The following is a 25,461-nucleotide window of genomic DNA, read 5'->3' as shown; positions in this document are numbered from 1 at the left end:
GCGCCGATGACCGAGGGAGCAGCCCTGTCCGAGACCACCGTCGCGCCCGCCGTCACCGCCGAGGCGGCCATCCGGCTGCGCGCGGCGACGCTGTCCTTCGGTGACCGGACGCTGTGGCGCAACCTCGATCTCACCGTCGCCCCGGGCGAGTTCATCGCGGTGCTCGGGCCCAACGGCTCCGGCAAGACCTCGCTGCTGCGGGTATTGCTGGGCAGTCTCGGGCTGAGTTCCGGTGACGCGCAGGTCGCGGGCAGGCAGGCCGGGCTCGGTAATCCGGGCATCGGGTACGTGCCGCAGCAGAAGACGATCGACGCCGGGGTGCAGTTGCGCGGGGTCGACCTGGTCGGGCTCGGCGTCGACGGGCATCGCTGGGGACTGGGCTGGCGGACCCGACGCGAGCGGGACCGCAAGGTGGCGGCGGCGGTCGCCGCGGTCGGCGCGCAGGCGTTCGCGCACGCGCCGCTGGAGAGCATGTCCGGTGGCGAGCAGCAGCGGCTGCGGGTGGCGCAGGCGCTGGTCGGTGACCCGTCGGTGCTGCTGTGCGACGAGCCGCTGCTGAGCCTGGACCTGGCCAACCAGCGGCTGGTCGCCGAACTGGTCGACAAGCGCAGGCGCGAGCACGACACCGCGGTGCTGTTCGTGACCCACGAGATCAATCCGATCCTGCCGCTCGTCGACCGGGTGCTGTACCTGGTCGACGGCGAGTTCCGCATCGGCACACCCGCGGAGGTGATGACCTCGGCCACGCTCTCGGAGCTCTACCGGACCGAGGTCGAGGTGCTGCGGGTGCGCGACCGGCTGGTGGTCGTCGGCACCGGCGACGACATGGACGCGCTGGGCGGGACCGCCTGATGGACAAACTCACCAAGGTGCTCGAGCAGATGTTCGACTTCGGCACCACCGCCGACCTGCTCACCTACGACTTCGTGCAGCAGGCGCTGCTGGCCTCGGCGCTGCTCGGGCTGCTGGCCGGGCTGATCGGGCCGCTGATCGTGGCCAGGCAGATGTCGTTCGCGGTGCACGGCACCAGCGAGCTCTCGCTGACCGGCGCGTCGGCGGCGCTGCTGGTCGGGGTGGGTGTCGGGTTCGGTGCCATCGCCGGGTCGGTGGTAGCGGCCGTCTTGTTCGGCTGGCTGGGTTCGCGTGCGCGGGAACGCGATTCGGTGATCGCGGTGGTGCTCTCGTTCGGGCTGGGCCTGTCGGTGCTGTTCCTGTGGCTGGCGCCCGACCGGGCCGGATCGAAGTTCTCGCTGCTCACCGGGCAGGTGGCCAGCGTCGGCTACGACGGGCTGGCCCTGCTGCTCACCTGCACCGCCGCCGTGCTGGCCGTGCTCGCGGTGGTCTACCGCCCGCTGCTGTTCGCCAGCGCCGACCCGGAAGTGGCCATCGCCCGCGGTGTCCCCGTGCGCGCCCTGTCGGTGGTCTTCGCCGTCCTGCTCGGCATCACCGCCGCCTTCGGCGTCCAGATCGTCGGCGCCCTGCTGGTCCTGGCCCTGCTCATCACCCCCGCCGCGGCCGCCGCCCAGCTCACCTCGAGCCCCCTGCGCGCCACCGTCCTCGCCGTCGTCTTCGCCGAGGTCTCCGCCGTCGGCGGCCTGCTGCTCTCCCTGGCCCCTGGCGTCCCCGTCTCCACCTTCGTCACGGCGATCTCGTTCACGATCTATCTGGTGTGCCGGGTGGTGGGCCACCGAACCCGGCACACCCGTCCCTCAGCACACCCGGTCGCCTCGCGGTGAGCCGGAGCGTGAACCCGGGATGAGGGACAGCTCGACCGCGCGATTCACCGCATCCAATCTCGAGACCGCGTGGAGCTTGGCGAAGATGTTTCGCAGGTGCCGTTTCACCGTGGCCTCGGTGATGCCCATGGTGCTCGCGATCTGACGGTTGTTGCGGGCCTCGGCCACCAGCACGAGTACCTCGCGCTCCCGAGCGGAGAGCACCGCGGGGTCGTCGGTGGGTGTGCGAAGGCTGGCCGACGACACCGACAGCGTGATGGTCCGTGGGCCCTCTCCGATCGACTGGCGAACAGCCGCGGTCAGCGTCTGTCTGCCGGTGCCTTTGTGCAGATAGCCGGACACGCCCAGTGCCAGCAGCTGCTGTACCAGCTGCTGGCCGTCGTGCATGCTCAGCACGATGATCCGCAATGCCGGGTCCTGGGCCAGCAACCGGCCCACTGTCGCGGCCGGATCGCTTTCCGGCATCTCCAGATCGAGTAAGAGCACGTCGGGGCGATGTTCTCCGGCCAGCGCGACGGTGGCGGTGCCGGTACCCGCCTGCGCCACCACATCGAAATCGGGCTCGGTGCTCAGCAGCTCGCACAGTGCTTCACGAAGCAGGGTGTGGTCGTCGGCGACGAGGATACGGATGGGGCTGTTCACTGTGGCTCCCGCGGGATCGGGATGCACAGTGTCACGTGGGTACCGCTGCCGGGCACGGAGTCGATGTTGACTGTGCCGCCGACCAGCTCACACCGCTCCCGCAGGATCAGCAGACCGCTGCCGCCGGTGGGCGGAGCGTCCACGTCGAAGCCCGTTCCGTTGTCGATGATCTCGGCGAGCACTTCGTGGGGTGCGAGGTGCAGGTGAACATCGACATCGGAGGCACCGGAGTGATCGACGCTGTTACGCAGACACTCGCGAACCATGACGAACAGTTCCTCGACGATGTCGGCAGGTATCGAGCCGTCGTCACCGTGTACCCGGATCCGCATCGGCGCGCCCGCGGTACCGAGAGAAGCGGCGAAGCCGCGTAGTGCGGTCTCCAGAGACCCGGAAACGCTTGGTGTGCGCAATTCCCCGGCCAGCTCGCGGCTGTGGGTGAGGGTTTCGACGATGGCGGCCTTGGCGAGTCGCACATGCCGCGAACCGGCGCCGTTGCCCGCCTGCTCGCACTCCACCTCGTAGAGCTCCAGCCGGCGTAACGCGAGACCGGCCGAACTGCCGATGTGATCGTGGATCTCCCGCGCGAGTCTGCGCTGCCCCAGCTCGTGCACCTCGCGCACGCGTTGGAGCAGGAAGGCGTCGTAACCGATCGCTCCCGCTTCCAGTCTCAGACCGATGCCGCGTTGCAGGGCCAGCACCGCCGCGACCAGCTCGGACTGCGGCGCACCGACCTGCTGCGCGCATTCGGCGAGCGCACGTGTGCCCAACTCGGCGAGGATATTGCCGGCGCGCACCGAATGCGCCGGATGACCACCCTGCCTGACCCGTTCCGAACCCAGGTCGTAGACGTCGGCGATGTGCCCGACCGTCGGTTCACCGAACGCGAGACTCCGGACGCAGTCGTCGAAGATGCGGCGAGCCTGGACCGCGCACTGGTCCCATGCCTCCGCGTCGGTGAGCGGGCTTGCGATCTTGTTCAGACCGGCGCGGTAGCGATCGACCAGCTCCGGAACCCGAGCGGCGAATCGCTCGGCGAATGCGGAGCTCCCGCCGGAATCGAGACGCGCCGCCGTCCTCTCAGATCCTTCGCTACTGTTCACCAGCCCCCCTCGGCCCACCCGATCGAGCTGTAGCGCGCGAATTCGGTCCTCGAGCTCGCCCGAATATTACCCGCGGCAGTACCTGGGTGGACGCCGGAAAAGCCGGTCGCCACGGGGGCCGGGCGGGCACAATGCCGACATGATCGACTTCACAGTGCCCGAGGACCTCGCCGCTCTGCGCGATCGTGTGCGCGCCTTCGTCGTCGAGCAGATCGTGCCGTTCGAGCGCGATCCACGGCTCACCCAGCACGGGCCGACCGACGAGCTGCGCGCGGAACTCGTCAGCTACAAGGTGTAGATATACGATGCGGGCCGATTGGCGCGAGCCAACCGGCCTGCCCCCGACCACGCACCATCACGTGACGGCGCAACCAGATATCGTCAGCCTTGTTGCCGACCAAGAGCTTTGGGGTGTACCGTCGCGCGCATAGAACGGCCCCCAGTAGCGCGCCAACGCTATCCGAGGGCCTGGGTACGAAACAGCACCAACCTGTTCGCACCGTAGGGGACACCCTACCTTGCAACGCCTCGGCGTCTTTCCCTGCCGAGCCGTCGTCCTCGATGCCAGGAGTGAACACTCCCGAGCTCGGACGACCGCGCTGTCTCGTCCCAGGCCCCGGCGGGCTGCTCGATGGTCGTCACCGACGAGCCCGACCAGGGGGATCCACCAACACCCCACTACCCAGCCGTCTGCGAGTACCACCGTCGTACGCCTCGCACGTACGCACCGTGTCGGCTCGGGCGTGCACACCTTCGACACGGTCCAACCAAGCCACGCGTCCCCTACGACGCGGGGCCAGAAGTGTTGGCCGAGAGGGTCTATCGGGGCATGGCGATCGGGAGTCCGGGGCAGGGGGTTACGACACCGGCACCCCTGGGTGCTCCGATCGGTTCAGGCAGCGCCGGAGGCATCCGATCAGGTCCGCAACCCGCGCGTCATCATGGGCAGATGGGAGGGGAAACCATCGCACGCTCGATCCACGTATCCGCGCGTTGTCACCCGAACAGGTCGGTCTCGACTTCCGCGAAAGGTACCGCCGCCATGATGTCGACAACGCCACGATCATCGCCCAACTGCGAGTCTGGAACACGTTTCTGGATCAGCAAAGCGGACAACCACTTTCCGAAGACCCCGAGCAGCGCTGGCTGTTGGGCACCGCACTGCACATCACCCGATGGCTGCAACAGGAACTCGGTGATCGCACCGAATGGCTGAAAGATCGAGAGCGTGCCGCACGCAAGGTCGGGCAGCGGCTGGCCGCCATGCTGTGCACGCTCGGCGAGGCCATGTCCTTCATGGCCGACAAGGCCGGCGAGCTGGCCGACCTCGCCGAAACCCTTGTCTCCGAAGGCTTCGAACTGACACCGTCGGGTCTGATCGCGCTCCCCGACCACCCTCGACAGACCGACCCGGAGTCCGTCGAACACCGACGAGCCCAGCTCTACGCCATGCTCGTTCAACTTGTCCACGAACGCGAAACCGTCCAAGCCGAAGCCATCGCGAGAATGCGGGCCGAACTCGGCGCGAGCGGCACCGGCATCCCATCGATCATCTCCGAATGCCAGCGATTCGGCATCGACCTGATCGCACCTTTCCGCCAACTGGCCGCGAACATGCCATCATCGCCCCTGCTCACAGCCGTGCAGCAGTTCATCGCCGATGCCGAACTCGCCCAACGCCTGATCGAGGACCCCGACTCCGACATCGACTTCTACCACGCGAACCTCTGACCGATCGCGCACTGGAAGCTTGACCCTCCCCCGATGACATTGATATTTTCGTGCCGCACCGGCCCGGGTGGGGCTGCATACCGAAGGGCTATGGGTGGGGGCGGCGACAGCACGTGGGGGCGGGCTCATCGCATTGATCGGTGCCGCGTTGATGGTTGCCGCATGCGGACCATCCGAAGACCGACCAGCACCGGCGAACACTTCTCCGACCTACGCGGCGGAGGTTCCGACCGGGTTCGATCCGTGCACGCAGATCCCCGACGAGGTGATCAAGTCCGAAAATCTGGTTTCGACAGGGGAGTCGAACCTGGGGTCACCCGGTGGCGTGTACTGGCGTGGCTGCGGGTGGGTCTACAAGAACGGTGACGGCTACGGGGTCGACATCACCACTACGAATCTGACCGTCGAGATGGTTCGCGCACGCAACTTCGCCGACGCGGAAGAGTTCGTCGTGGCCGGTGGGCGTCCGGCGATCGTGTCACGGCAAGACGGTAGCGACCCAGCCAAGCCGGATCTCGACACCAGCTGTGTTGCCGACATCCAGATCACCGGCGGAAGCGTCGGGATCTTCGTCAGCAATTCGAAGAAAGCCCCCGCTACCGGGCACATCCCGGCCTGCACCATCGCACGCACGCTGGCCGAGAAGATCGCACCGGCCATCCCCGCCGGAGCCTGACCGACTCAACTGAACACCAGATCGACACAGGGGGAAATTCTCGATGGCCGACACACCACTGGCACCGCTGATCACCGAAGCGAAGAACGGCAGCCTCACCGTCCGCATGGACCCTGAAGAGTTCGCCAAGATCGAATATGAATGCCAAGCATTCAAAGCCACGATCGTTCAGATCCAGAAGAAGATCGAGGGTGTCTCGCAGCTGCAGACCTGGGGTTTCGGTGACCACGATGGTTCGCAGCTCACCTCCGCGACCACGATGGCCGACCGGTTCCGCAAGAAGTCCAAAGGTCAGGAAGACGGCAACGACTTCCACACCGTCCTGCAAGAACACTGGAACGCTGTCGAGGACATCCGCATGCTCCACGTAGCCATCCGCGACCGGTTCATCGCCGAGGACGAATCCTTCGCCGCCCGCTTCACCACCGAATCCGAACGCCTGGACCAACTCCCCGGAGCGCACTGATGGCCGGGACCGAGGGCGCGAAGATCCCACCTCACACCGAACGCCCGAAAGCGTTGAAGCACAACGAGATCGTCGACCGGTTCACCCCCGTCAACGGCGACCCCGCCTTCGACGCCGTCGCCGTCTACTGGCAAGCCAAAACCGACTGGACCATCGGCCTGGAAACCTTCCGCCAACGCATGAACACCGCCATCGCCCAAGCCTGGGAAGGCAACGCCGCCGAAGCCTCCAAAACCGCCATCAACACCTACACCACCAAAGCCGACGCCCTCACCGGCACCTTCGAAACCGTAGCCCGCCTCATCTCGGACTCGGTCATGGCGGCCTCCAACACCAAAACATCACTGCCCCCACGCAAAGACGACCCCGACATCTGGGACATCAACGACCGCTGGATCAACAACGACGAGTTCGAACGCGGACGCGACGACGACGAAGAACAAGCCCAAGCGATCATGGCTGCCGCTTACGTCGCTCCCTTTGAAACCATCGACAACGGCCTGCCCATCCTCGACCACCCCACCAGCCTCGTCGACAACTCATTCGTCCCCAGCGGCGACGATGGCGATGACACCGGTGGCGGCGGAAAACCGAACCAGAACACCGACGATGGCGACGACACCACCGCAGACGACGAAACTCCGCAGGACCCGACCGACGACGGCGACGACGACGACGAAACGGCCGACGACGACACCACCGACGATGACGAGTCCGCAGGTGACGACGATGACGACTCCACCGACGACGGTGACGACGACACCAACCCGGCCGGCACCCAGCCAGCCGGCACCACCCCGGCCACAACTCCCGACACCAAACCCACTACACCCGGCTCCCCCGGTTCACCGTCCAGCCCCGGCGGCGGCACCCCCGCCGGCGGCGCCCCCGGCACCACTCTCAACCCCGGCCGCGTAACACCCGGCATGCCCACCACCATCGCCCCGGCCGCCGTCGCCGGGGTCACCACCACCGGTACTGCCAGCGGGCGCGGGATGATGTCCCCCGGCATGATGGGCGGCGCAGGCGCAGGCCGGGGCAAAGACGACGAGACGACCCATGAGATCCCGGAATATCTGATCAACGAGGAGAACACTCGGGAACTCCTCGGAGAGACCGCCAAGGCGACCCCTCAAGCGATCGGTTCACACTTCCCCGCCGCTCAAACCCGGCCGGTCGAACCCGAAGGCGGGCCCCAGTGACCGCCTGGACCCTCGACCCCGACGACTTCGCCGCCCACTGGTACAGCGAAGCCGTCGACCGCTTCCCCCGCCCCCTGCACTACCTGTCCCGCTTCACCTACCAACAAGACTTCGACAACCACCGCGCCCGACTCCTCGACACCTACACCCGTGACGACCTGGCCGAAATCCGCCGCGCGATCGACACCGTCACCACCGCCACCTGGCACATCGAAATATCAGGCAGAACCACCAAGACCCGCGACAACACCACCGCCCAATACCGCATCCACGCCACCCACAACGGCTACCGAGCCGTCATCCTCGACCAGATCATCCGCAACAACATCGACGGCCCCATCACCATCCACCTCGGCCGCCCCGAAAACCTGCCCCAACGCCTCATCAGCTACCTCCCCAAACTCGGTCCCGGTACCCACCCCGCCGTCACCTTCCCCACCCGCGACACCAAACCCAGCCACGACAGCTACTTCGAAGACGTCGCCCACAACTCCTCCCACGAACGCTACCGCCGTTTCATCGACCGCCCCACCCATGGAGGCGGCTCCGCAGCGCTCTACCAAGGCACCATCCTCGACCGCCCCACCCCAACCCACACCCTCGAATGGCGCGACTTCACCGACGACGGCCGCTACACCATCACCCGCAACCCACACGAAGTCGCATTCGATCAAACCACCTCCCAAAACCAGCGGAACGCAATTTCCCGGTGGATAGATTCTGCCACGAATCAAGCACTAGCCTTAGAGGACGAGATATGTGACGAGGCGTGGTAATTCTTGAGACCAGTCACGCCAACTCAAATGGTCAGATCGGCGAAACAAATACGAGGGGAGAAATCACGTGGCCGAGAAATTCAATGCCGTTGCGCAACAAGCCAGCGGGCTCGGAGCCATGCCCAGTGAGCTATCGACAATGCTGACTTTGGTATCGAATCTGGCGAGCATGGACAAGATCGAAGAATCCGAGGCCCGATATAGGCCTGATACGCAGGCTCAAGCAACCCGAGAAATACATTTGCTGAACCAACTAGCATGTGGCTCCGTAGACGCGATCAATTTCTCACCGACATAGGATTGCATCTTCAATGGGTACACGGAGGCATCGACCGCGGGTAAGAATTCACTACATATACTACCAAACTAGCCGATCAGCACACCAAAGAATGTATCTCACGTCGTGGTGAATTAAGGAAGACATGGCAACTCAAGGATGGTTCAATCACTATGACGACCCCGATGAGTTCGATGATGAGGTCATAGAACCGCTACAACCTGCATTTGATCGCACGCGGAGACACTCTACAGATCAGTACATCCCTTCCCGCGATAGGCCGACTGAGAGAATCAACAGCGCCGCACCTCTGCTGGAATACACTGCAGCCAATCTCCACAATCAGAGGAACCCAGCTTTCGAAGAAGGCCGTGGGTCAAAACTAGGCGATCCCAACCTATTTGCCATGAGGCTGGATTCCGATTGGCTTCCTATAGACGTCCAGGTCGATCGCAATGTACACGACCGAATAACCACAACGACTTATAACGAATCGGCTATGGGCGGCTATCACCTCGCAATTTGGGAGCGCGCCCTTCCCATGGTCGAGCAAGGTCGTACCTTTTCTTCTCTCAGATTTCAAGTTTCTCGTCGGCTTCAGATGATATCACTATTGAATACCAGGTCCCTCGCAGAATTCGTAGAACTAGAGGGTGCATATGCCGGACGGGCTATATTTAGAGCCTATGGTCCAACAACTGATTCAGGGCAACCATCCATGGTTGTGCACGCAAACCTATCCTGGATAACTCAGATTGACATTTCCGTAGAGTGGGCGGCAAGCGCCGAACCGTGGCATATCGGATCAGATATAGTCTCTTGCGCTGAAGCCATACGGCAGAAACGCCCGAAATATCACGCGAACAGCGGATGGGAAGGCCGTACGGACGATGAGCTTTTGTTAGAACTTCGGAGATACCGGGAATACCTAGGAAGGTCAGAATAGTGCCAGACTTCAGCGCGGATATGAACAGGCTCATGCAGGTCTCGGGAGTGTGGGAAAGTGCATCTAATGACCTCTCCCAGGGGCACAAGAAGGCCCAGGAAATCGAATTCAGCAATACGAGTGTTGTATGGTCAATCTTTCAACCTACCTGGGACGCCCACCTTAAAGCTATTCGGTACATGAAGTCAAGGCTCACTGAGGGTGAAGCTGCAGCCGATGAAATGTCGACTACGCTCGACCATGTCGGTAAGGTCCTACTCGAACAGGACGCTAACTTTGCCGGAGTCATTCTCCGACTGGAGACGGAGGAAGAATAGATGGGTGCGGTCAAGACACTTGATGACATAAATGCAGCACTGGCCGACTTCTCGAAACAGGTCCAAGAAGTCAGGGACTCCCCGAGTGACGTCGATAGCGCATTCCGCGCAGGACAAGCAGCTATGGTTGCCAGCCAAGTGCTATTGAATCCCAATGGGATAGGCACCGCCGTTGCCATGCAGAAAGATAAGGATAAAGTAAAGGAAAAGATCAAAGAGCTACTCACAGAGCTACAGGGAGCAATAGATGCATTACAAGCCCCACTCGCCCTTCTCAGCGCTAGCACCGAATGGCTAGCAGTACAGACTCAGGTCAACGAGGCGCGCAACTGGATATTGAATAAAGCCGATCTCCGAGGAAAATGGACCGGAGGTGCTGCCGAAGAGTACTTTGCAAAATTGCAACTCCAAATCACAGCTACCGACACCGCATCGGCCATTTGCGAGGCTGTTAGCAATCAGTTGGGCACTGTATCGGATGCCGCATGGGAATTCTATTCGAAGGTAGCTACAGATCTTGTTGCGTTCTTTACAGATTTTGCAGCTGCACTCACGAAAATATCGACTGGTATCTCAACCCCGATCGGAATAGGTGATGCGATCGACGCCCTTGTGTCGATAATTAATAAGGTAATGGAATACGGAGTCGTGCTCGGTGGAGTGCTCATGACGCAGGCGCATGCGATTAATTCAATTGATAGCAGCGTAGATAATCCGAGGTCCTTCCATCAGAACAAATGGCCGGAGATCGGTGCAGCCAAAGACTTGTCGATCGATGCCCCCGATAACGAAAGATGGGCTGCGCGTTGATAGAGCGGATCGTCGCATCGGTCGCACTGGCTGTTGCTCTATCTAGTTGCAGTCAACCCCCCTCCGGCCATCCCAGTGAACGCAGTACGCATACACTCAGCGAATTATGCGAATTTCCTCGAGAGTTCTTTCAATCGCAATTCGAAGTCGCCGAGATAGCTGCTACCGTAGTTATCGGTAAGCCGATGGAAGCCCCCATTAATGCAGGAAATGGATGCTTGTACACTGCCGAGGGCGCTTCCGTGCATGGCTACCTCGGAACGATTTCGATCTCGCGCGGCCACGGAGAGAATTCACTATCAACAGCCGAGGGTATGCCGTCGCGATACATAGAAGTCGATGGCTTCTCCGTCGCGATGTACATAAATCCGATACCCGAATTCCGCGATCCGGAAACAGCCCACCCTTCATATACGTTGAACGTCGAAATTGACAACTGGACTGGCGAATTGACGTTCGAAGGAGGTAATGACGCTGGGGCCCGAGCCGGTGCGGATATGCTGGTGCGGATGGTTCAATCGCTGAAGGGGTGATGATCGAACCCGGTAGCCATGAGCCGGATCAGTCGATATCCCATCATATGGGATATACGACAAGCGATCGACGGTGTGGTCGCTGAGCGAGCAGAATACCGGGCATGATCGACTTCACAGTGCCCGAGGACCTCGCCGCTCTGCGCGATCGTGTGCGCGCCTTCGTCGTCGAGCAGATCGTGCCGTTCGAGCGCGATCCACGGCTCACCCAGCACGGGCCGACCGACGAGCTGCGCGCGGAACTCGTCGCGCTCGCGCGGAAAGAGCGGCTGCTGACCGTGCAGGCGTCCGAGGAGTTCGGTGGGCTCGGGTTGAGTCATGTCGAGCAGGCGGTGGTGTACGAGGCGGCGGGCTGGTCGACGCTGGGGCCGGTGGCGATGAACTGTGCCGCGCCCGACGAGGGCAATATGTTCCTGCTCGGCAAGGTCGCCGACCCGGAGCAGGCCGAGCGGTATCTGCTGCCGGTGATCCGCGGCGAGCAGCGCTCGGTGTTCGCGATGACCGAACCCGACGGGGCGGGCTCCGATCCCGGTCAGCTGCGCACCGAGGCCGTCTTCGACGGCGAGAACTTCGTGATCAACGGGCGCAAATGGCTGATCACCGGTGCCGACGGGGCCAAGACCTGGATCATCATGGCCCGGCTCGCCGACAACCCGCACCTGCCCGCGGGGCCGACGCTGTTCCTGGCCGACGGCGACGCCGAGGGCATCGTCATCGAGCGGATCATGAACACGATGGACCGCAACTACGTCGGCGGGCACGCCGTGGTGCGCTTCGAGAACCTCACCCTGCCCGCCTCGGCCGTGCTCGGGCGCACCGGCGAGGCGCTGCGCTACGCCCAGCTGCGGCTGGCCCCGGCCCGGCTCACCCACTGCATGCGCTGGCTCGGCGCGGCCGAACGCGCGCAGAGCATCGCGCTGGACTACGCGCGCACCCGCACCGCCTTCGGCAAGCCGATCGGCGAGCACGAGGGCGTGTCGTTCATGCTCGCCGACAACGAGGTCGCGCTGCACCAGTGCCGGTTGACGATCTGGCACAGCTGCTGGCTGATGGACCAGGGCCAGCAGGCCAGGCACGAATCCTCGATGGCCAAGTCCTACGTCTCCGAGGAGCTGTTCAAGGTCACCGATCGCTGCGTGCAGATCCTCGGTGGCATCGGCATCAGCGACGAGACGGTGGTCGAGATGTTGTTCCGGGACATGCGCGCGTTCCGGCTCTACGACGGGCCCACCGAAGTGCACAAGTACGCGATCGGCAGGCATCTGCTGCGCGAGCGCTAGTACCATTCGGCCCATGAGTCCGGAACTGCTCGTCGACGTCGCAGGCGGCGTCGCCGTGCTCACGCTCAACCGTCCCGCCCAGCAGAACGCTGTCACCCCGACGATGGCCGCCGAGCTCAGCGCCGCGCTGCGCCGCTGCGATACCGAGGACGCCATCCGCGCCGTCGTCATCACCGGCACCGCCCCCGCCTTCTGCGCCGGGGCCGACCTCTCCGCCCGGGCCGGCGAGGTGAGCGCGACCCTTGACCCGCCGCCCTGGCAGGTCCGCAAGCCGGTGATCGCGGCGGTGAACGGGCACGCGGTCGGGATCGGGCTGGCCCTGGCCCTGCAGTGCGACCTGCGCTACTTCGCCCGCGACGCCGTCTACGGGCTGAGCCAGGTGCGCCGCGGCGTGCTGGCCGACGGCTACGCGCACTGGACCGTGCCGCGCCTGGCCGGGCTCGCCAACGCCGCCGACATCATGCTCACCGGCCGCACCTTCGACGGTGACGAGGCCAAGTCGATGGGTCTGGCCAATGCCAGCCTGCCCGCGGGCGAGGTGCTGCCCACCGCCATGTCGGTGGCCCACGACATCGCCGGTGGTCCGGCGCCGCTGCCGGTGGCGCTGTCCAAGCGGCTGATCTGGGAGAGCCTGGGCATGACCCCGGCCGTGGTCGGTCAGCTCGAGTCCGAGCTCAACGCGCACGTCGCCAAGAGCGTCGACGGCGGTGAGGCGATGGCGGCCTTCCGCGAACGCCGGGCGCCGAACTGGACCGGCAGCATCAGCGGCGAGTGGCCCGCCTGGGACGCGGGCACCGACCGCCGCGGCCTCGAGGACTGACTAGAAGTTCCCGTTGCAGGAACCGGCCAGATACAGCAGCGCGAACAGGATCATCATGATGGTCCCGACGATGCCGGCGATGTAGCCGATCAGCACCTGGGACCGCCCGCTGAGCGCGCCGTAGGACGAGTCGATCTGATTGAGCGCCCGCTTGCCGAGCACCCACGCGACCGGCCCGAAGATCCCACAGCAGAACGGGCTGAGCAGCCCGAGCACGAGGATCAGGTTCGCCTGCGGGTGCTCGACCGTCTCGCCGATCGGCTGATAGGGAATGGCCACGGATCGAATTCTACGGCGAGAGAGCGGGTTTGCGCGTCATCCGCGCACAGTCAGCCCAGACGGCGCTGTCGGGCGATGTCGGCCAGCACCACACCGGCGGCGACCGAGGCGTTGAGCGATTCGACCGGGCCCGCCATCGGGATACTCAGGATCGAGTCGCAGTTCTCGCGCACCAGCCGCGACAGGCCCTTGCCCTCGGACCCGACGACGACCACCGTCGGCATGCTGCCGTCGAATTCGTCGAGCGGCGTGTCGCCCCCGGCGTCGAGGCCGACGATCTGGAAGCCCTGCGAGGCCCAGTCCTTGAGCGTGCGGGTCAGGTTGGTGGCCCTGGCGACGGGCAGCCGCGCCGCGGCACCGGCGCTGGTGCGCCAGGCCACCGCGGTCACGCTGGCGCTGCGCCGCTGCGGGATGACCACGCCCTGACCGCCGAACGCGGCCACCGAGCGGATCACCGCGCCGAGGTTGCGCGGATCGGAGATGTTGTCCAGCGCCACCAGCAGGCCGGGCTCGCCGGAGACCTTCACCCGGTCGAGCAGGTCGTCGGGGTGGGCGTAGCGGTACGGGGGCACCTGCAGGGCCACGCCCTGGTGCAAGCCGTTGGCGCTCAACCGGTCCAGATCGGTGCGCGGCACCTCGAGGATGGAGATCCCCAGATCGGCCGCGCGCTGCACGCTCTCGGAGAGGCGGTCGTCGTTCTCGGTGCCGACCGCCACGTACAGCGCGGTGGCGGGCACGTCGGCCCGCAGACACTCGAGCACGGGGTTGCGGCCGAGCACCAGCTCCGGACCGTCGTCGGACTTGCGGCCCGCGCGCGGCACACCCGACTTACCGGTGGGCCGGTTCTGCTGTGCCGCCTTGGCTTTGGCGGCCGCGGCCGCCCGCTTGGCGGCGGGATGCTTGGTGCGCGCCTCGGCGGGCGGGGTCGCGCCCCGGCCCTCGAGGCCGCGACGGCGCTTGCCGCCGGAACCGACGACGGCACCCTTCTTGGTGCCGCCCTTCCTGATCGCTCCGCGTCGCTGTGAATTGCCTGCCATCAGTTCGCCTTTCCGCTAGCTGCGCCCAGCGACCATTCCGGCCCCTGCGGGGTATCGGTGACCTCGATACCCGCCGCCACGAGCCGATCCCGTGCGGCATCGGCTTCTGCCCAGTTCTTCTCCGCCCGCGCGCTCGCCCGGCGGTCCAGCTCGGAGCGGACCAGCACGTCGAGCGCGTCGAAGGCCGCCGAGTTGTCGGCGGGGGTGTACCACTGCGGGTCCAGCGGGTCGACGCCGAGAATCCCCAGCATCGCGCGCACCTGCCCGGCCAGCTCGACCGCGGTCTCGAGCGCGCCGGACTCCATCGCCCGGTTGCCCTCGTGCACCACGTGGTGGATCTCGGCCAGCGCCTTCGGAATCGCCAGATCGTCGTCGAGGGCGGCGGCGAATCCGTCGGTCCATTTGCCGACCGGCACCTCACCGGCGCGATCGAGCACCCGCTGCACGAACGCCTCGATGCGCTGATACGAGGCGACGGCGTCGTCGAGCGCCTTGTCGGAGTATTCGAGCATCGAGCGGTAATGCGCGCTGCCCAGATAGAAACGCAATTCCACCGGGCGCACCCGGGTGAGCACATTGGGCACCGAGAGCACATTGCCGAGCGACTTCGACATTTTCTCGCCGCCCATGGTCACCCAGCCGTTGTGCAGCCAGTAACGGGCGAATCCGTCACCGGCGGCCTTGGACTGGGCGATCTCGTTCTCGTGGTGCGGGAAAATCAAATCCATGCCACCGCAATGGATATCGAATTCGCCACCCAGATAGAACTCGGCCATCGCTGAGCATTCCAGATGCCAGCCGGGGCGGCCGGGGCCCCACGGCGAGGGCCAGCTCGGCTCGCCCGGCTTGGCCGACTTCCACAGCGTGAAATCGCGGGGATCGCGTTTGCCGCGGGTGGGGGTCTCGCCCTGGTGCACGTCGTCGAGTTTGTGGCCGGACAGCTCGCCGTAGTTCGGCCAGCTCAGCACGTCGAAGTAGACGTCACCGTCGGCGGCGTAGGCGTGCCCGCGCTCGATCAGCCGTTCCATCAGCCCGACCATCTGGGTGATGTGGCCGGTCGCGCGCGGTTCGGCCGAGGGCGGCAGCACGCCGAGCACCTCGTAGGCGGCGTCGAAGGCGCGCTCGTGGGTGGCGGCCCATTCCCACCACGGCCTGCCCGCCTCGGCGGCCTTGTTCAGGATCTTGTCGTCGATATCGGTGACATTGCGGATGAACCACACGTCGAAGTCGTGCGCGAGCAGCCAGCGGCGCAGGACGTCGAAGGCGACGCCACTGCGCACATGCCCGATATGGGGCTGACCCTGCACGGTGGCCCCACACAGATACACCGAGGCACGGCCGGGGACCAGCGGGGTGAATTCCCGCAGGGTCCGCGTGTCGGTGTCAAAAAGGCGCAAGGTCACGGCATTCGATCCTAGTCGGTGGGATGGGCGTGCGATTGACCGGCCGGTGGTCGCCGGGCGGGTCGAGCGGCGAGCGGTGGCGGCGGAGTTTCCGGCAGCCGTCAGGACTGCGGAATATCCGCCAACAGACAGGTGGCGATCGCGGCGACGCCTTCGCCACGGCCGGTCAGCCCTAATCCATCGGTGGTCGTGCCGGACACCGACACGGGAGCGTCGAGTAATTCGCCGAGAACTTTCTGCGCCTCGGCGCGGCGCGGACCGATCTTGGGCCGGTTCCCGATGACCTGCACGGCGGCATTGACCACCGAGAAACCCTCCTCGGCCAGCAGCCTGCGGACCTCGGTGAGCATGGCGGCGCCGGTGACCCCGGCCCATTCCGGGCGGCCGACGCCGAAGACCGCGCCGACATCGCCGAGACCGGCGGCCGAGAGCAGGGCGTCGCAGAGGGCGTGGGCGGCGACGTCACCGTCGGAGTGGCCCGCGCAGCCGTCGGCGTCGGGGAACAGCAACCCGGCCATCCAGCAGGGACGACCGGGTTCGATGGGGTGCACGTCGCTGCCGATCCCGACTCTCACCGGTCGACCGCCTGCTTCGCGGCGGTCTGGGCGAGTTCGGCTCGGCCGGTCGGGGCCGAGCCGGTGGCGTCAGCCGACGACGGGGTGGGTACAGCGAGGGCCGAATCCGCACGGTCCGGCGCGTACGCGGCCTGGTCGGCACGCAGGGCGTCGGCCAGCCGCAGGTCGAGCGGGGTGGTGATCTTGAAGGCGAGCGGGTCGCCGGTGACGGTGCGGACGGCGACGCCGAGGCGTTCGACCAGGCCGGCGTCGTCGGTGGCGCCTGCCTCGGTGGCGTAGGCGCGGCGCAGCAGTTCGGCGTCGAAGCCCTGGGGGGTCTGGACGGCGCGCAGGTGGGCGCGCTCGGGAGTGCCGGTGACGACGCCCTGGTCGTCGACCGATTTCACCGTGTCGACCACCGGGAGCGCCGGAACGACGGCCTGGGCGCCCGCGTGCAGCTCGGCGGCCACCCGGGCGATGAGTCGCGGCGGGGTGAGCGCGCGAGCGGCGTCGTGCACGAGGTAGAACGCCGCGTCGGGCGCGGCCGCGATCCCGGCGCGCACCGAATCCGTGCGCTCGGCGCCGCCAACGACGACCTGCACCGGCACAGGGGGCATCGAACCGCCGGTCAGTGAGGTGGTGGACAGCAGAGCGGACGCGGCATCGACCAGCTCGATGGGGACGACGACGATCACCCGGTGCACCGCACCGGACGCGATCAGCCCGTCGACCGCCAGCCGGACCATAGGTGTGCCGCCGACCGGGACGAACGCCTTCGGGGTGGACTCACCCAGGCGCACGCCACGACCGGCGGCAGGGACCAGTGCTACGACAGGTCGCACTTCTAGGAAGCCGCGGCGAGGACCTCGTCGAGCAGCGATTCGGCCTTGCCGTCGTCGGTGCCCTCGGCGAGCGCGAGCTCACCGACGAGGATCTGACGAGCCTTGGCCAGCATCCGCTTCTCACCGGCGGACAGGCCGCGGTCCTGCTCACGACGCCACAGGTCACGCACGACCTCGGCCACCTTGTTCACATCGCCGGAGGCGAGCTTCTCGAGGTTGGCCTTGTACCGGCGGGACCAGTTGGTCGGCTCCTCCGTGTGTGGCGCGCGCAGCACCTGGAAGACGCGGTCGAGACCTTCCTGGCCGACGACGTCACGGACGCCGACGTATTCGGCGTTCTCTGCGGGAACCCGAACGGTCAGGTCGCCTTGCGCAACCTTCAGGACCAGATACTCTTTCTGCACACCCTTGATGGTGCGGGTCTCGATTGCTTCGATCAGCGCCGCTCCGTGGTGGGGGTAAACGACGGTGTCTCCGACCTTAAAAATCATGTGTCCCGTGCCCCTTTCGATGTTCACAGTTTAACATGCGACTCGATAACGGCGCGATCAACTGTGCAGGTCAGGGCCACAACGAGGCCATCGTAGGGGTTGACAAGAAAGAATCGGTGTGCATTGCGTTGTGCCAGAACGGGTTAACCGCCAGCACAGCGACCGATATGCGTGCCCCGAGCACCGGGCATCGATCCGGCAACCCCGCTCCGGACACCGAACTGTTACTTCCGCGCCCGCGCGTCGCGAGCCCGGACGCCACACGCGCGGAGCCAACTACTACGCTGCCTAGTTACTACCCTCCGCTCCCCTCATCGGGACGGAGTGAGCCCGGTCGACATGGAGGACTAACCGTGACTGCCCTGAAAGCTGTGACCGCCCCGTCGGCGCGACGTCGCATGGCGACGGTTGCCGCGCTCGCCGCTGCCGCGGGCATCGCCCTGAGCGGCTGCAGTGCCGGCCAGCACACCCAGACCTCGTCGCAGGCCGCCGCCATCAACGGCAACCACGCCGAGGTGGGCGCGATCTCGCTGCGCAACGTGCACATCATCTACCCCGAGGCCGACGCCGAGCACGACAAGGGCGGCCGGGCCGTGCTGTCGCTGTCGATCATCAACGGCAGCGAGACCGTCACCGACGAGCTGACCAGCGTCAGCACCGACCTCGGCCAGATCAAGCTGACCGGCCCCGCCGGCGACAGCAAGCTGGTGCTCGCGCCGCAGCAGACCGTGGTCATCGGCCCGGTCAACGCGCCCGGCGGCCCGGCGGCCGACGACCACCACGCCGCCCCGACCACCACCTCGGCCGCGCCGACCACGGCGGGCCAGGCCGAGGGCGACAAGCCCTCCAACGACCCGGCCGCCCAGCCCGGCTCGATCGAGATCACCGGCCTGACCGAGGACATCACCCCCGGCCTGACCTACAACGTCACCTTCAACTTCAAGGACGCGGGCACCGTGCAGGTGTCGGTCCCGGTCGACGCGGCCGCGACCATCCGCGTGGAGAACGAGAAGTCCGGCCCGGCCCCCGAGGGCGCGGGCGGTCACTGAGACCGACTGTTCGACAGAGAAGCCGTCGCGGTTCGCCGCGGCGGCTTTCCTTTTTGTCGGAGCCGGTCCGTAGGGTGCGCGTGTGGCCAAGACCAAAGCTGTCTACCGATGCACCGCGTGCTCGCACGAGGTGTCCAAGTGGGTCGGTAAGTGCCCGGATTGCGGCGCCTGGGGCACGGTGAACGAGGTGGCCGTCTCGGCGGCCGCCGCGGCGCCGGGACGGCGGGCCATGCTGCCCAGCACGGCCGCCGCGCCGCTGTCGCAGATCGACGCCAAGGTCACCCGGGCGCGGTCGACGGGCGTCAGCGAGCTGGACCGGGTGCTCGGGGGCGGGGTGGTGCCCGGCTCGGTGGTGCTGCTGTCGGGTGAGCCGGGGGTGGGCAAGTCGACGCTGCTGCTCGAGGTGGCCGCACGCTGGGCCGCGCAGCGCCAGGAGACCGCGCTCTACGTCACCGCCGAGGAGTCGGCCGGGCAGGTGCGGCTGCGGGCCGACCGGACCAACGCGGTGCACGACCGGGTGTATCTGGCGGCCGAATCGGATCTGTCGATCGTGCTCGGGCACGTGGAACAGGTGCGGCCGTCGCTGCTGGTGGTCGACTCGGTGCAGACCATGCTGGCCCCGGAGGTGGACGGGGTGATCGGCGGGGTCACCCAGGTGCGCGCGGTCACCGCGGCGCTCACCTCGCTGGCCAAGGCCAGTGGGATCGCGGTACTGCTGGTCGGCCATGTCACCAAGGACGGCAATGTGGCCGGGCCGCGCACGCTCGAGCACCTGGTGGACGTGGTGCTGCAGTTCGAGGGCGACAAGAACTCCTCGCTGCGCATGGTCCGCGGCATCAAGAACCGCTTCGGCAGCGCCGACGAGGTGGGCTGTTTCGAACTGTACGAGGACGGCATCGCCTGCGTCGACGACCCGTCCGGGCTGTTCCTGCACCACCGCACCGACACCGTGCCCGGCACGGCGGTCACCGTGGCCATGGACGGCAAGCGCCCGCTGGTCGCCGAGGTGCAGGGGCTCACGGTGAAGACCGAGATCCCGCAGCCGCGGCGCGCGGTGAGCGGGCTGGACTACAACCGCGTCGCCATGGTGCTGGCGGTGTTGCAGAGCCGCGGGCGGGTCTTCCTCGGCAAGCACGACGTGTACGCCGCGACCGTGGGCGGGATGCGGCTCAACGAGCCCACCGCCGATCTGGCCATCGCGCTGGCCATCGCCTCGGCCGAGGCCGATATCGCGCTGCCCGCGGGCTGGGTGATCCTCGGTGAGGTGGGGCTGGCCGGGGAGGTCCGCAAGGTCACCGGGCTGTCCCGGCGCCTGGCCGAGGCCGAACGGCTGGGTTTCACGACCGCCCTGGTGCCGCCCGGTTCGGAGAAAACCAAGATCGGTTCCATGCGAATCCACGAGGTCGGCGACCTGCGTTCGGCACTGCGCCTGGCACAACTCCGCAAATCCCGCGCATCACGCGAACCCGTCGCCGCGGAATAATCCCGGCAAACCGCGAATTCCGCGCCGGAGCGGCCATTTCACGCCAACAACCATTGACATCGCCGACGATCTTGCGAACCCTGCAAATCGACCGAACCTGAACATGTGACCTACCGCGCACCCGGACAATGCGCGGCGCGCGCGTCAGTCGGCGAGATTGAACGGTTCGGCGGCGCTGCGGATCGAGCCGAGCTGGGCCACCACCATGTAGGCGCCCGCGGGTACCGGCAGCCGGTCGCCCGCGCACTCGGGCTGGGAGGTGGTGCCGAACCAGGTGCCCTTGTAGGACAGCTGCTGCCCGGCCGCGAGGGTCTTCGGGTCCGGCGGGCCGTCGGGGTTGCAGTCGTTGCTGGCCCACAGCCTGCGCTGGCCGTCGAGGGTGTAGACGAGGAACTGCGGGCCCGCGCCGAGATCACGGCTGCACGGCGCCGAGGAGATATTGGTGATGACGGTCCCGAACCCCGGCTGATCGCCCACCCGGTAGGTCGGCTGGCCGACGGTCACCTTCAGCGCCAGCGACTGATCCGGGCACGGCTGGGCCGCGGGCTGATCGGTGGCCGACGGGCTGGAGGTGGCCGAGCTGGTACTCGTCGCGGTCGTGCTCGAGGTGGCACTGCTCGACTCGGAGGTGGTGCTCGACGCGGCCGCACTGCTCGATTCCGCCGTGGTGGTGGCCGCCACGGGCTTCTCACCGGAGGAGTCGCCGCCGCGCGTGACCATCACGGCCAGCCAGATCACCAGCACGAGGGCGACAGCGACGATGCCGATGGCGAGCGCGCGGCGACGCCAGTAGATCTCCGGTGGCAGCGGTCCATTCGGTTCCAGCACGCCTCAACGGTAAGCGCAGCGCACGGGGGCGCGCTCGATGACCTCGGCGTGTCGGCGGCCGGAACCGAACCGCGACGCTGGTATTACCGGATTTCGCCGATGTTGCCCACGGTGCTGCGCAGCTGCGCGCGCCCGTCCTCGAGCTTGTAGGTGACGCTGGCGATCGCGAGCTGGCCGGTGGCCACCCGCTGGGAGATGATCATCGACCGCTGCATGAGCAGTCGCGAGGTCTCCTCCACGTGCCGCGCCTCGAACTCGTCGATGGTCTCGAGGCCCTCACGACGGCCGATCAGGATCGACGGGGTGACCCGCTCGACGATGCTGCGGATGAACCCACCGGGGACCTCGCCGCCGTCGAGGGCGTCGATGGTGGCCTTCACCGCGCCACAGCTGTCGTGGCCCAGGACCACGATCAGCGGCACGTTGAGCACCTCGACGCCGTACTCGATCGAGCCGAGCACCGAGCTGTCGATCACGTGACCGGCGGTCCGGACGACGAACATGTCGCCCAGGCCCTGGTCGAAGATCAGCTCGGCGGCCACCCGCGAGTCACCGCAGCCGAAGAGGATGGCGTGCGGATGCTGACCGCCGACGAGCTTGGCTCGATCGGCGGCGCCCTGGCTAGGATGCAGCAGATCACCGTTGACGAAGCGCTCGTTGCCTTCGCGCAGTGACTTCCAGGCACTTATCGGATTAGAACCAGGCATACCGACCATTGTGCACAGACCGTTGGTTACCAGCGAGTCCGCGGCGTTACGCGTCGGCAAATGAAGCCTGACGGAGGCGGAACGACAACAGTGAGTATCGACGCGGAAGTCCTGCTGGACTGGTTCTCCGACACCGCGCGCGACCTGCCCTGGCGCAGGCCCGAGGCCACCGCCTGGCACATCCTGATGAGCGAGATCATGCTGCAGCAGACGCCGGTGGTGCGGGTGGAGCCGATCTGGCGCGAATGGGTGGCGCGCTGGCCGGTGCCCTCGGCGATGGCGGCGTCCTCGCAGGCCGAGGTGCTGCGCGCCTGGGGCAAGCTCGGCTATCCGCGCCGGGCCCTGCGGCTGCACGAGTGCGCGCGGGTGCTGGCCGACCAGCACGGTGACGTGGTGCCGTCCGATGTCGACGTGCTGCTGGGCCTGCCCGGCATCGGCGCCTACACCGCCCGCGCGGTCGCCTGCTTCGCCTACGGCCAGCGAGTTCCCGTGGTGGACACCAATGTCCGCCGTGTGGTGGCCCGCGCCGTGCACGGCCGCGAGCCGGGCAACCCGTCCGCGCGCGACCTCGCCGAGACCGAGGCCCTGCTGCCGACGCCCGTCCCCCGCGCCGCGAAGTTCTCCGCCGCGCTGATGGAACTGGGCGCCCTGGTCTGCACCGCCCGCAACCCCGCCTGCGCGGGCTGCCCACTGCCGGATTGCGCCTGGGTCGCCGCCGGGAAGCCCGCCGCCACGGTGGCGCGCAAGGTGCAGAAGTACGAGGGCACCGATCGCCAGGCGCGCGGACGGCTGCTCGATGTGCTGCGCGACGCGTCGGGGCCGGTCGAACGGGTGCGCCTTGATCTCGCCTGGACCCGCGATCCCGGTCAGCGGGCGCGGGCGCTGGACTCGCTGCTGGTCGACGGCCTGATCGAACAGACCGAGGATGGCCTGTTCGCCCTGGCAGGCGAGGGCAGCTGACCCCGGACCGCGCACCGACACTGCGCCGAGCGCCGCCTCTGTGCGCCGTCGCGCTCGACGCGGGCTGCGCGCCGGACCGCCTGCGCCGACACCGCCTCGAGCACCACCGCGAGGCGCACCCGATGGCAGGCGTGTACTCCGGCGGCAGCCCTATCGGAATCAGGCGGTGCGAGTTCAGCCGAGCACGCGGGCGAGGAACCCGCCGACCAGCTCGCGGTACTCCTCGGGCCGCTCGTCGTGCACCAGATGCCCGGCACCCTCGACCCACGCGTACTCGGCATCCGGGTGCACCTCCGCCATGGTCCGCATCTGACCCGGCGGGGTGATGGTGTGCTCGCCCTCGATGAGCAGTGTGGGCATCGTGAGCGATTTCCATTCGGTCCAGAAATCGCGGGTGCCCCATTCCTCGGAGATCGCGCGGAAGGTGTCGACCTCGCCGTGCAGGCGGTAACCGTCGGCGCTGCCGGTGAAAGCGCGCAGGAAATACCGGCCCGCGACCGGCCCGAAATAGTCGAGCACCGCCTGCTCGTCCGCGAACGGCTGCGGCCAGGAGTGGATGAGTTCGGCCCAGTGCGCGGCGGTGCGGCCGGTGAAATCGGGGGCGATGTCCTCGACGACCAGCGCGCGGACCCGCTCGGGATGGGTCGCCGCGAAGACCCAGCCGTGGATGGCGCCCATCGAATGCCCCACGATCACCATCGGCTCGCCGATCCCGGCGGTGAGCCCGGCCAGATCGGCCACGAACGCCTCGGTGGTGAGCTCGGCGGGCGGGACGCGCCCGTGCCCGGCCGCGTCGACGGCGTACACGTGCCCGTACCCGCGCAACCACGGCAACTGATCGGACCAGGTCCGCGCACTGCCCATCAGCCCGTGCAGCAGCAGGATCGGGACGCCGGTTCCGCCTTCGTCGTACAACACCCTGCCGATTGTGCACCGGCCGAGAACCCGCGGCGCCAGCCGCCACGGATACTGTGAGGTCATGGCTGTTGTGAAGATCAATGCGATCGAGATCCCCGAAGGTGCCGGTCCGGAGCTGGAGAAGCGCTTCGCCGCGCGGGCCCACGCGGTGGAGAACTCCCCCGGTTTCCTCGGCTTCCAGTTGCTGCGCCCGGTCGCCGGTGACAACCGGTATTTCGTGGTGACGCAATGGGATTCGGAGGAATCCTTCGCCGCGTGGCGCGACGGTCCGGCGCGCGCCGCGCACGCGGGCAACGGTGGTGAGGGCGAGCGTCCCAAGCCGGTGTCCACCGGTGCCTCGCTGCTCGAGTTCGAGGTCGTCCTGGACGTGCCCGCCAAGGGCTGACAGCGGCGTTTCCGCTGGACATGCGGATGCGCGTATTGACGTGGGCGCCTCGCGACTGTCACAGTTCGAGGGAAAACATACGCGAGGGTGCGCGGTAATCCGGTGAGATTCCGGAGCGGTCGCGCCACTGTATCCACGTACCGGGTCCCCGGTGCCGGAGAGCCAGACACCGGCACCTTCGCACCGCTTCGACCATGGGACGCGTATCCCTGAGGAGGACCCGAATGGCGCTCGCGCATTCACCCAGCCGGTCTGCCGGCCTGGACAACCTGGCCACCGTGCTCGTCACGGTCGGTGTCGTTCTGCTCGCACTGCTCACGCTGTACCTGGTCGGATTCGATCAGGGTGCCGTCTCCCGTAGCGGCATGTACCTGCACGAGCTGATGCACGACGGACGTCACCTGCTGGGTGTCCCGTGCCACTGATCGGATCACTCAAGACCCTGCTGTTGCGCGGCCTGCTGGCCGGCCTGATCGCCGGCCTGCTGGCCGCCACAGTGGGCTATTTCGTCGGCGAGCCCCAGGTGGACGCCGCGATCGCCATCGAGGAAGCCGCCGCCGCCCCTGCCGAGCACGGTCACGAGGCGGCCGAACCCGCGGGCCACTCACACGGTGACGAGGACGAACCGCTGGTCAGCCGTTCCGGGCAGAAGGCGGGACAGTTCCTCGCCCTCGGTCTGGCCGGGATGGCCTTCGGCGCGCTGCTCGCGTCCGCGCTCAATGTCGCCCGCCGCTTCACGAGCCTGTCGGGACCGCGCCTGTCGCTGCTCGCCGCCGGATTCGCGTGGGCGGCGATCGTGGCGGTGCCGTTCTTCAAGTACCCGGCCAACCCGCCCGCGGTGGGCGACCCGGAGACCATCAACAGCCGCACCTGGCTGTGGGTCGCCGCCGTGGTACTCGGCCTGCTCGCCGTCGCGGCCTCGGTCGCGGCCTACCGGGCGCTGGCCGGGCAGCTCGACACGCTGCGGCTCATCGCGGCGGTGGTCGCGTTCGTGCTGGTCACCACCATCGGCTACATCCTGCTGCCCGGGGTGAACGAGGTGGCCGATGACTTCCCCGCGACGCTGCTGTGGCGTTTCCGGGTGGCCTCGCTGGCCGAGACCACCACGCTGTGGGTGTCGCTGGGCCTGGCCTTCGCCGCGCTCACCGAGTTCGCCTCGCGGCGTAGCACCGCGGTACCGGAGAAGGCCGCTACCGCAGGGTGATCCGCG

The 25,461-nt window shown here is 66.9% G+C and carries 27 protein-coding genes and 2 pseudogenes; 18 read left to right on the top strand and 11 right to left on the bottom strand.

The window, feature by feature from the left end:
• Positions 1-6 precede the first annotated feature (6 nt).
• Positions 7-852, top strand: coding sequence for a metal ABC transporter ATP-binding protein (locus ACFC06_RS20100; RefSeq protein ID WP_375933196.1), 846 nt, complete (start codon positions 7-9; stop codon positions 850-852).
• Positions 852-1,736, top strand: a complete 885-nt coding sequence (locus tag ACFC06_RS20095; protein ID WP_375933193.1) for a metal ABC transporter permease — start codon at positions 852-854, stop codon at positions 1,734-1,736. The genes ACFC06_RS20100 and ACFC06_RS20095 overlap by 1 nt, the downstream gene beginning before the upstream one ends.
• On the opposite strand, the gene ACFC06_RS20090 is transcribed toward ACFC06_RS20095, so the two are convergent.
• Complete coding sequence (locus tag ACFC06_RS20090; protein WP_375933190.1) at positions 1,710-2,378, bottom strand: response regulator; 669 nt, start codon at positions 2,376-2,378, stop codon at positions 1,710-1,712. The genes ACFC06_RS20095 and ACFC06_RS20090 overlap by 27 nt on opposite strands.
• Entirely contained in the window at positions 2,375-3,481 is a 1,107-nt protein-coding gene (locus ACFC06_RS20085; protein WP_375933187.1) for a sensor histidine kinase, read from the bottom strand. Before ACFC06_RS20085 ends, ACFC06_RS20090 begins: the two co-directional genes overlap by 4 nt.
• A 139-nt stretch (positions 3,482-3,620) precedes the next feature.
• On the opposite strand from ACFC06_RS20085, the pseudogene ACFC06_RS20080 reads away from it, so the two are divergent.
• The 10 genes and pseudogenes from ACFC06_RS20080 to ACFC06_RS20035 form a co-directional block, all read left to right on the top strand.
• Positions 3,621-3,767, top strand: a pseudogene (locus ACFC06_RS20080) (acyl-CoA dehydrogenase); the annotation flags it as partial.
• Between the two features lie 707 nt (positions 3,768-4,474).
• Positions 4,475-5,212 (top strand): hypothetical protein, encoded by a 738-nt coding sequence (locus tag ACFC06_RS20075; RefSeq protein WP_375933184.1) that lies wholly within the window; start codon positions 4,475-4,477, stop codon positions 5,210-5,212.
• A gap of 67 nt (positions 5,213-5,279) precedes the next feature.
• Positions 5,280-5,888 (top strand): DUF3558 domain-containing protein, encoded by a 609-nt coding sequence (locus ACFC06_RS20070; protein ID WP_375933181.1) that lies wholly within the window; start codon positions 5,280-5,282, stop codon positions 5,886-5,888.
• A 43-nt stretch (positions 5,889-5,931) separates the two neighbouring features.
• A complete protein-coding gene (locus tag ACFC06_RS20065; protein ID WP_375933178.1) occupies positions 5,932-6,354 on the top strand; it encodes a hypothetical protein in 423 nt (140 codons plus the stop codon).
• Positions 6,354-7,556 carry a hypothetical protein gene (locus ACFC06_RS20060; protein WP_375933175.1) on the top strand — a complete coding sequence of 401 codons (1,203 nt, stop codon included), beginning with the start codon at positions 6,354-6,356 and terminating at the stop codon, positions 7,554-7,556. Before ACFC06_RS20065 ends, ACFC06_RS20060 begins: the two co-directional genes overlap by 1 nt.
• Positions 7,553-8,332 carry an ESX secretion-associated protein EspG gene (locus tag ACFC06_RS20055; RefSeq protein WP_375933172.1) on the top strand — a complete coding sequence of 260 codons (780 nt, stop codon included), beginning with the start codon at positions 7,553-7,555 and terminating at the stop codon, positions 8,330-8,332. The genes ACFC06_RS20060 and ACFC06_RS20055 overlap by 4 nt, the downstream gene beginning before the upstream one ends.
• 1,540 nt (positions 8,333-9,872) lie before the next feature.
• Positions 9,873-10,682, top strand: a complete 810-nt coding sequence (locus tag ACFC06_RS20050; protein WP_375933169.1) for a hypothetical protein — start codon at positions 9,873-9,875, stop codon at positions 10,680-10,682.
• Positions 10,667-11,215 carry a hypothetical protein gene (locus tag ACFC06_RS20045; RefSeq protein ID WP_375933166.1) on the top strand — a complete coding sequence of 183 codons (549 nt, stop codon included), beginning with the start codon at positions 10,667-10,669 and terminating at the stop codon, positions 11,213-11,215. Before ACFC06_RS20050 ends, ACFC06_RS20045 begins: the two co-directional genes overlap by 16 nt.
• A 104-nt stretch (positions 11,216-11,319) precedes the next feature.
• Positions 11,320-12,495, top strand: coding sequence for an acyl-CoA dehydrogenase family protein (locus ACFC06_RS20040; protein ID WP_375933163.1), 1,176 nt, complete (start codon positions 11,320-11,322; stop codon positions 12,493-12,495).
• Positions 12,496-12,508: 13 nt separating this feature from the next.
• Positions 12,509-13,315: an enoyl-CoA hydratase/isomerase family protein gene (locus tag ACFC06_RS20035; RefSeq protein ID WP_375933160.1), complete on the top strand. Its 807-nt coding sequence runs from the start codon at positions 12,509-12,511 to the stop codon at positions 13,313-13,315.
• On the opposite strand, the gene ACFC06_RS20030 is transcribed toward ACFC06_RS20035, so the two are convergent.
• The 6 genes and pseudogenes from ACFC06_RS20030 to carD form a co-directional block, all read right to left on the bottom strand.
• Positions 13,316-13,594 (bottom strand): DUF4190 domain-containing protein, encoded by a 279-nt coding sequence (locus ACFC06_RS20030; protein ID WP_375933157.1) that lies wholly within the window; start codon positions 13,592-13,594, stop codon positions 13,316-13,318.
• Between the two features lie 50 nt (positions 13,595-13,644).
• Positions 13,645-14,631: a 23S rRNA (guanosine(2251)-2'-O)-methyltransferase RlmB gene (gene rlmB / locus ACFC06_RS20025; RefSeq protein WP_375933154.1), complete on the bottom strand. Its 987-nt coding sequence runs from the start codon at positions 14,629-14,631 to the stop codon at positions 13,645-13,647.
• Positions 14,631-16,034 carry a cysteine--tRNA ligase gene (gene cysS / locus ACFC06_RS20020; protein WP_375933151.1) on the bottom strand — a complete coding sequence of 468 codons (1,404 nt, stop codon included), beginning with the start codon at positions 16,032-16,034 and terminating at the stop codon, positions 14,631-14,633. The genes rlmB and cysS overlap by 1 nt, the downstream gene beginning before the upstream one ends.
• Before the next feature lie 101 nt (positions 16,035-16,135).
• Positions 16,136-16,609, bottom strand: coding sequence for a 2-C-methyl-D-erythritol 2,4-cyclodiphosphate synthase (ispF, locus tag ACFC06_RS20015; protein WP_375933148.1), 474 nt, complete (start codon positions 16,607-16,609; stop codon positions 16,136-16,138).
• A gap of 143 nt (positions 16,610-16,752) precedes the next feature.
• Positions 16,753-17,430 (bottom strand): annotated as a pseudogene (gene ispD, locus ACFC06_RS20010) (2-C-methyl-D-erythritol 4-phosphate cytidylyltransferase); the annotation flags it as partial.
• A 2-nt stretch (positions 17,431-17,432) separates the two neighbouring features.
• Entirely contained in the window at positions 17,433-17,921 is a 489-nt protein-coding gene (gene carD / locus ACFC06_RS20005; RefSeq protein WP_019044685.1) for an RNA polymerase-binding transcription factor CarD, read from the bottom strand.
• A 353-nt stretch (positions 17,922-18,274) separates the two neighbouring features.
• Here carD and ACFC06_RS20000 point away from each other — a divergent pair, with 353 nt between their 5' ends.
• Both ACFC06_RS20000 and radA read left to right on the top strand, forming a co-directional pair.
• Positions 18,275-18,970 carry a hypothetical protein gene (locus ACFC06_RS20000; RefSeq protein ID WP_375933145.1) on the top strand — a complete coding sequence of 232 codons (696 nt, stop codon included), beginning with the start codon at positions 18,275-18,277 and terminating at the stop codon, positions 18,968-18,970.
• A gap of 82 nt (positions 18,971-19,052) precedes the next feature.
• The gene (gene radA / locus ACFC06_RS19995) at positions 19,053-20,453 is read left to right on the top strand and encodes a DNA repair protein RadA (RefSeq protein WP_375933142.1); all 1,401 of its coding nucleotides are present in this window, start codon (positions 19,053-19,055) and stop codon (positions 20,451-20,453) included.
• Between the two features lie 144 nt (positions 20,454-20,597).
• Here the strand turns inward: radA and ACFC06_RS19990 are convergent, their stop codons facing one another.
• Together ACFC06_RS19990 and ACFC06_RS19985 are read right to left on the bottom strand one after the other, a co-directional pair.
• Positions 20,598-21,281: a hypothetical protein gene (locus tag ACFC06_RS19990; RefSeq protein WP_375933139.1), complete on the bottom strand. Its 684-nt coding sequence runs from the start codon at positions 21,279-21,281 to the stop codon at positions 20,598-20,600.
• 83 nt (positions 21,282-21,364) lie between these two features.
• Entirely contained in the window at positions 21,365-21,988 is a 624-nt protein-coding gene (locus tag ACFC06_RS19985) for a carbonic anhydrase (RefSeq protein ID WP_278260518.1), read from the bottom strand.
• A 90-nt stretch (positions 21,989-22,078) separates the two neighbouring features.
• Between ACFC06_RS19985 and ACFC06_RS19980 the strand changes: the two genes are divergently transcribed.
• The gene (locus ACFC06_RS19980; RefSeq protein WP_375933136.1) at positions 22,079-22,948 is read left to right on the top strand and encodes an A/G-specific adenine glycosylase; all 870 of its coding nucleotides are present in this window, start codon (positions 22,079-22,081) and stop codon (positions 22,946-22,948) included.
• 174 nt (positions 22,949-23,122) lie between these two features.
• On the opposite strand, the gene ACFC06_RS19975 is transcribed toward ACFC06_RS19980, so the two are convergent.
• The gene (locus ACFC06_RS19975) at positions 23,123-23,866 is read right to left on the bottom strand and encodes an alpha/beta fold hydrolase (protein ID WP_375933133.1); all 744 of its coding nucleotides are present in this window, start codon (positions 23,864-23,866) and stop codon (positions 23,123-23,125) included.
• A 61-nt stretch (positions 23,867-23,927) separates the two neighbouring features.
• Between ACFC06_RS19975 and ACFC06_RS19970 the strand changes: the two genes are divergently transcribed.
• From ACFC06_RS19970 to ACFC06_RS19960, 3 genes are all read left to right on the top strand, one after another.
• Complete coding sequence (locus tag ACFC06_RS19970) at positions 23,928-24,251, top strand: antibiotic biosynthesis monooxygenase family protein (RefSeq protein WP_375933130.1); 324 nt, start codon at positions 23,928-23,930, stop codon at positions 24,249-24,251.
• 224 nt (positions 24,252-24,475) lie between these two features.
• Positions 24,476-24,676 (top strand): CbtB-domain containing protein, encoded by a 201-nt coding sequence (locus tag ACFC06_RS19965; protein WP_375933127.1) that lies wholly within the window; start codon positions 24,476-24,478, stop codon positions 24,674-24,676.
• Positions 24,667-25,455 (top strand): CbtA family protein, encoded by a 789-nt coding sequence (locus ACFC06_RS19960; RefSeq protein WP_375933124.1) that lies wholly within the window; start codon positions 24,667-24,669, stop codon positions 25,453-25,455. The genes ACFC06_RS19965 and ACFC06_RS19960 overlap by 10 nt, the downstream gene beginning before the upstream one ends.
• Positions 25,456-25,461 lie beyond the last annotated feature (6 nt).

Origin of the sequence: Nocardia sp. NPDC056064, from assembly GCF_042266925.1 — a bacterium.
In the GTDB taxonomy this organism is placed as follows: Bacteria; Actinomycetota; Actinomycetes; order Mycobacteriales; family Mycobacteriaceae; genus Nocardia.
This window is presented reverse-complemented; position numbering and strand designations above follow the sequence as displayed.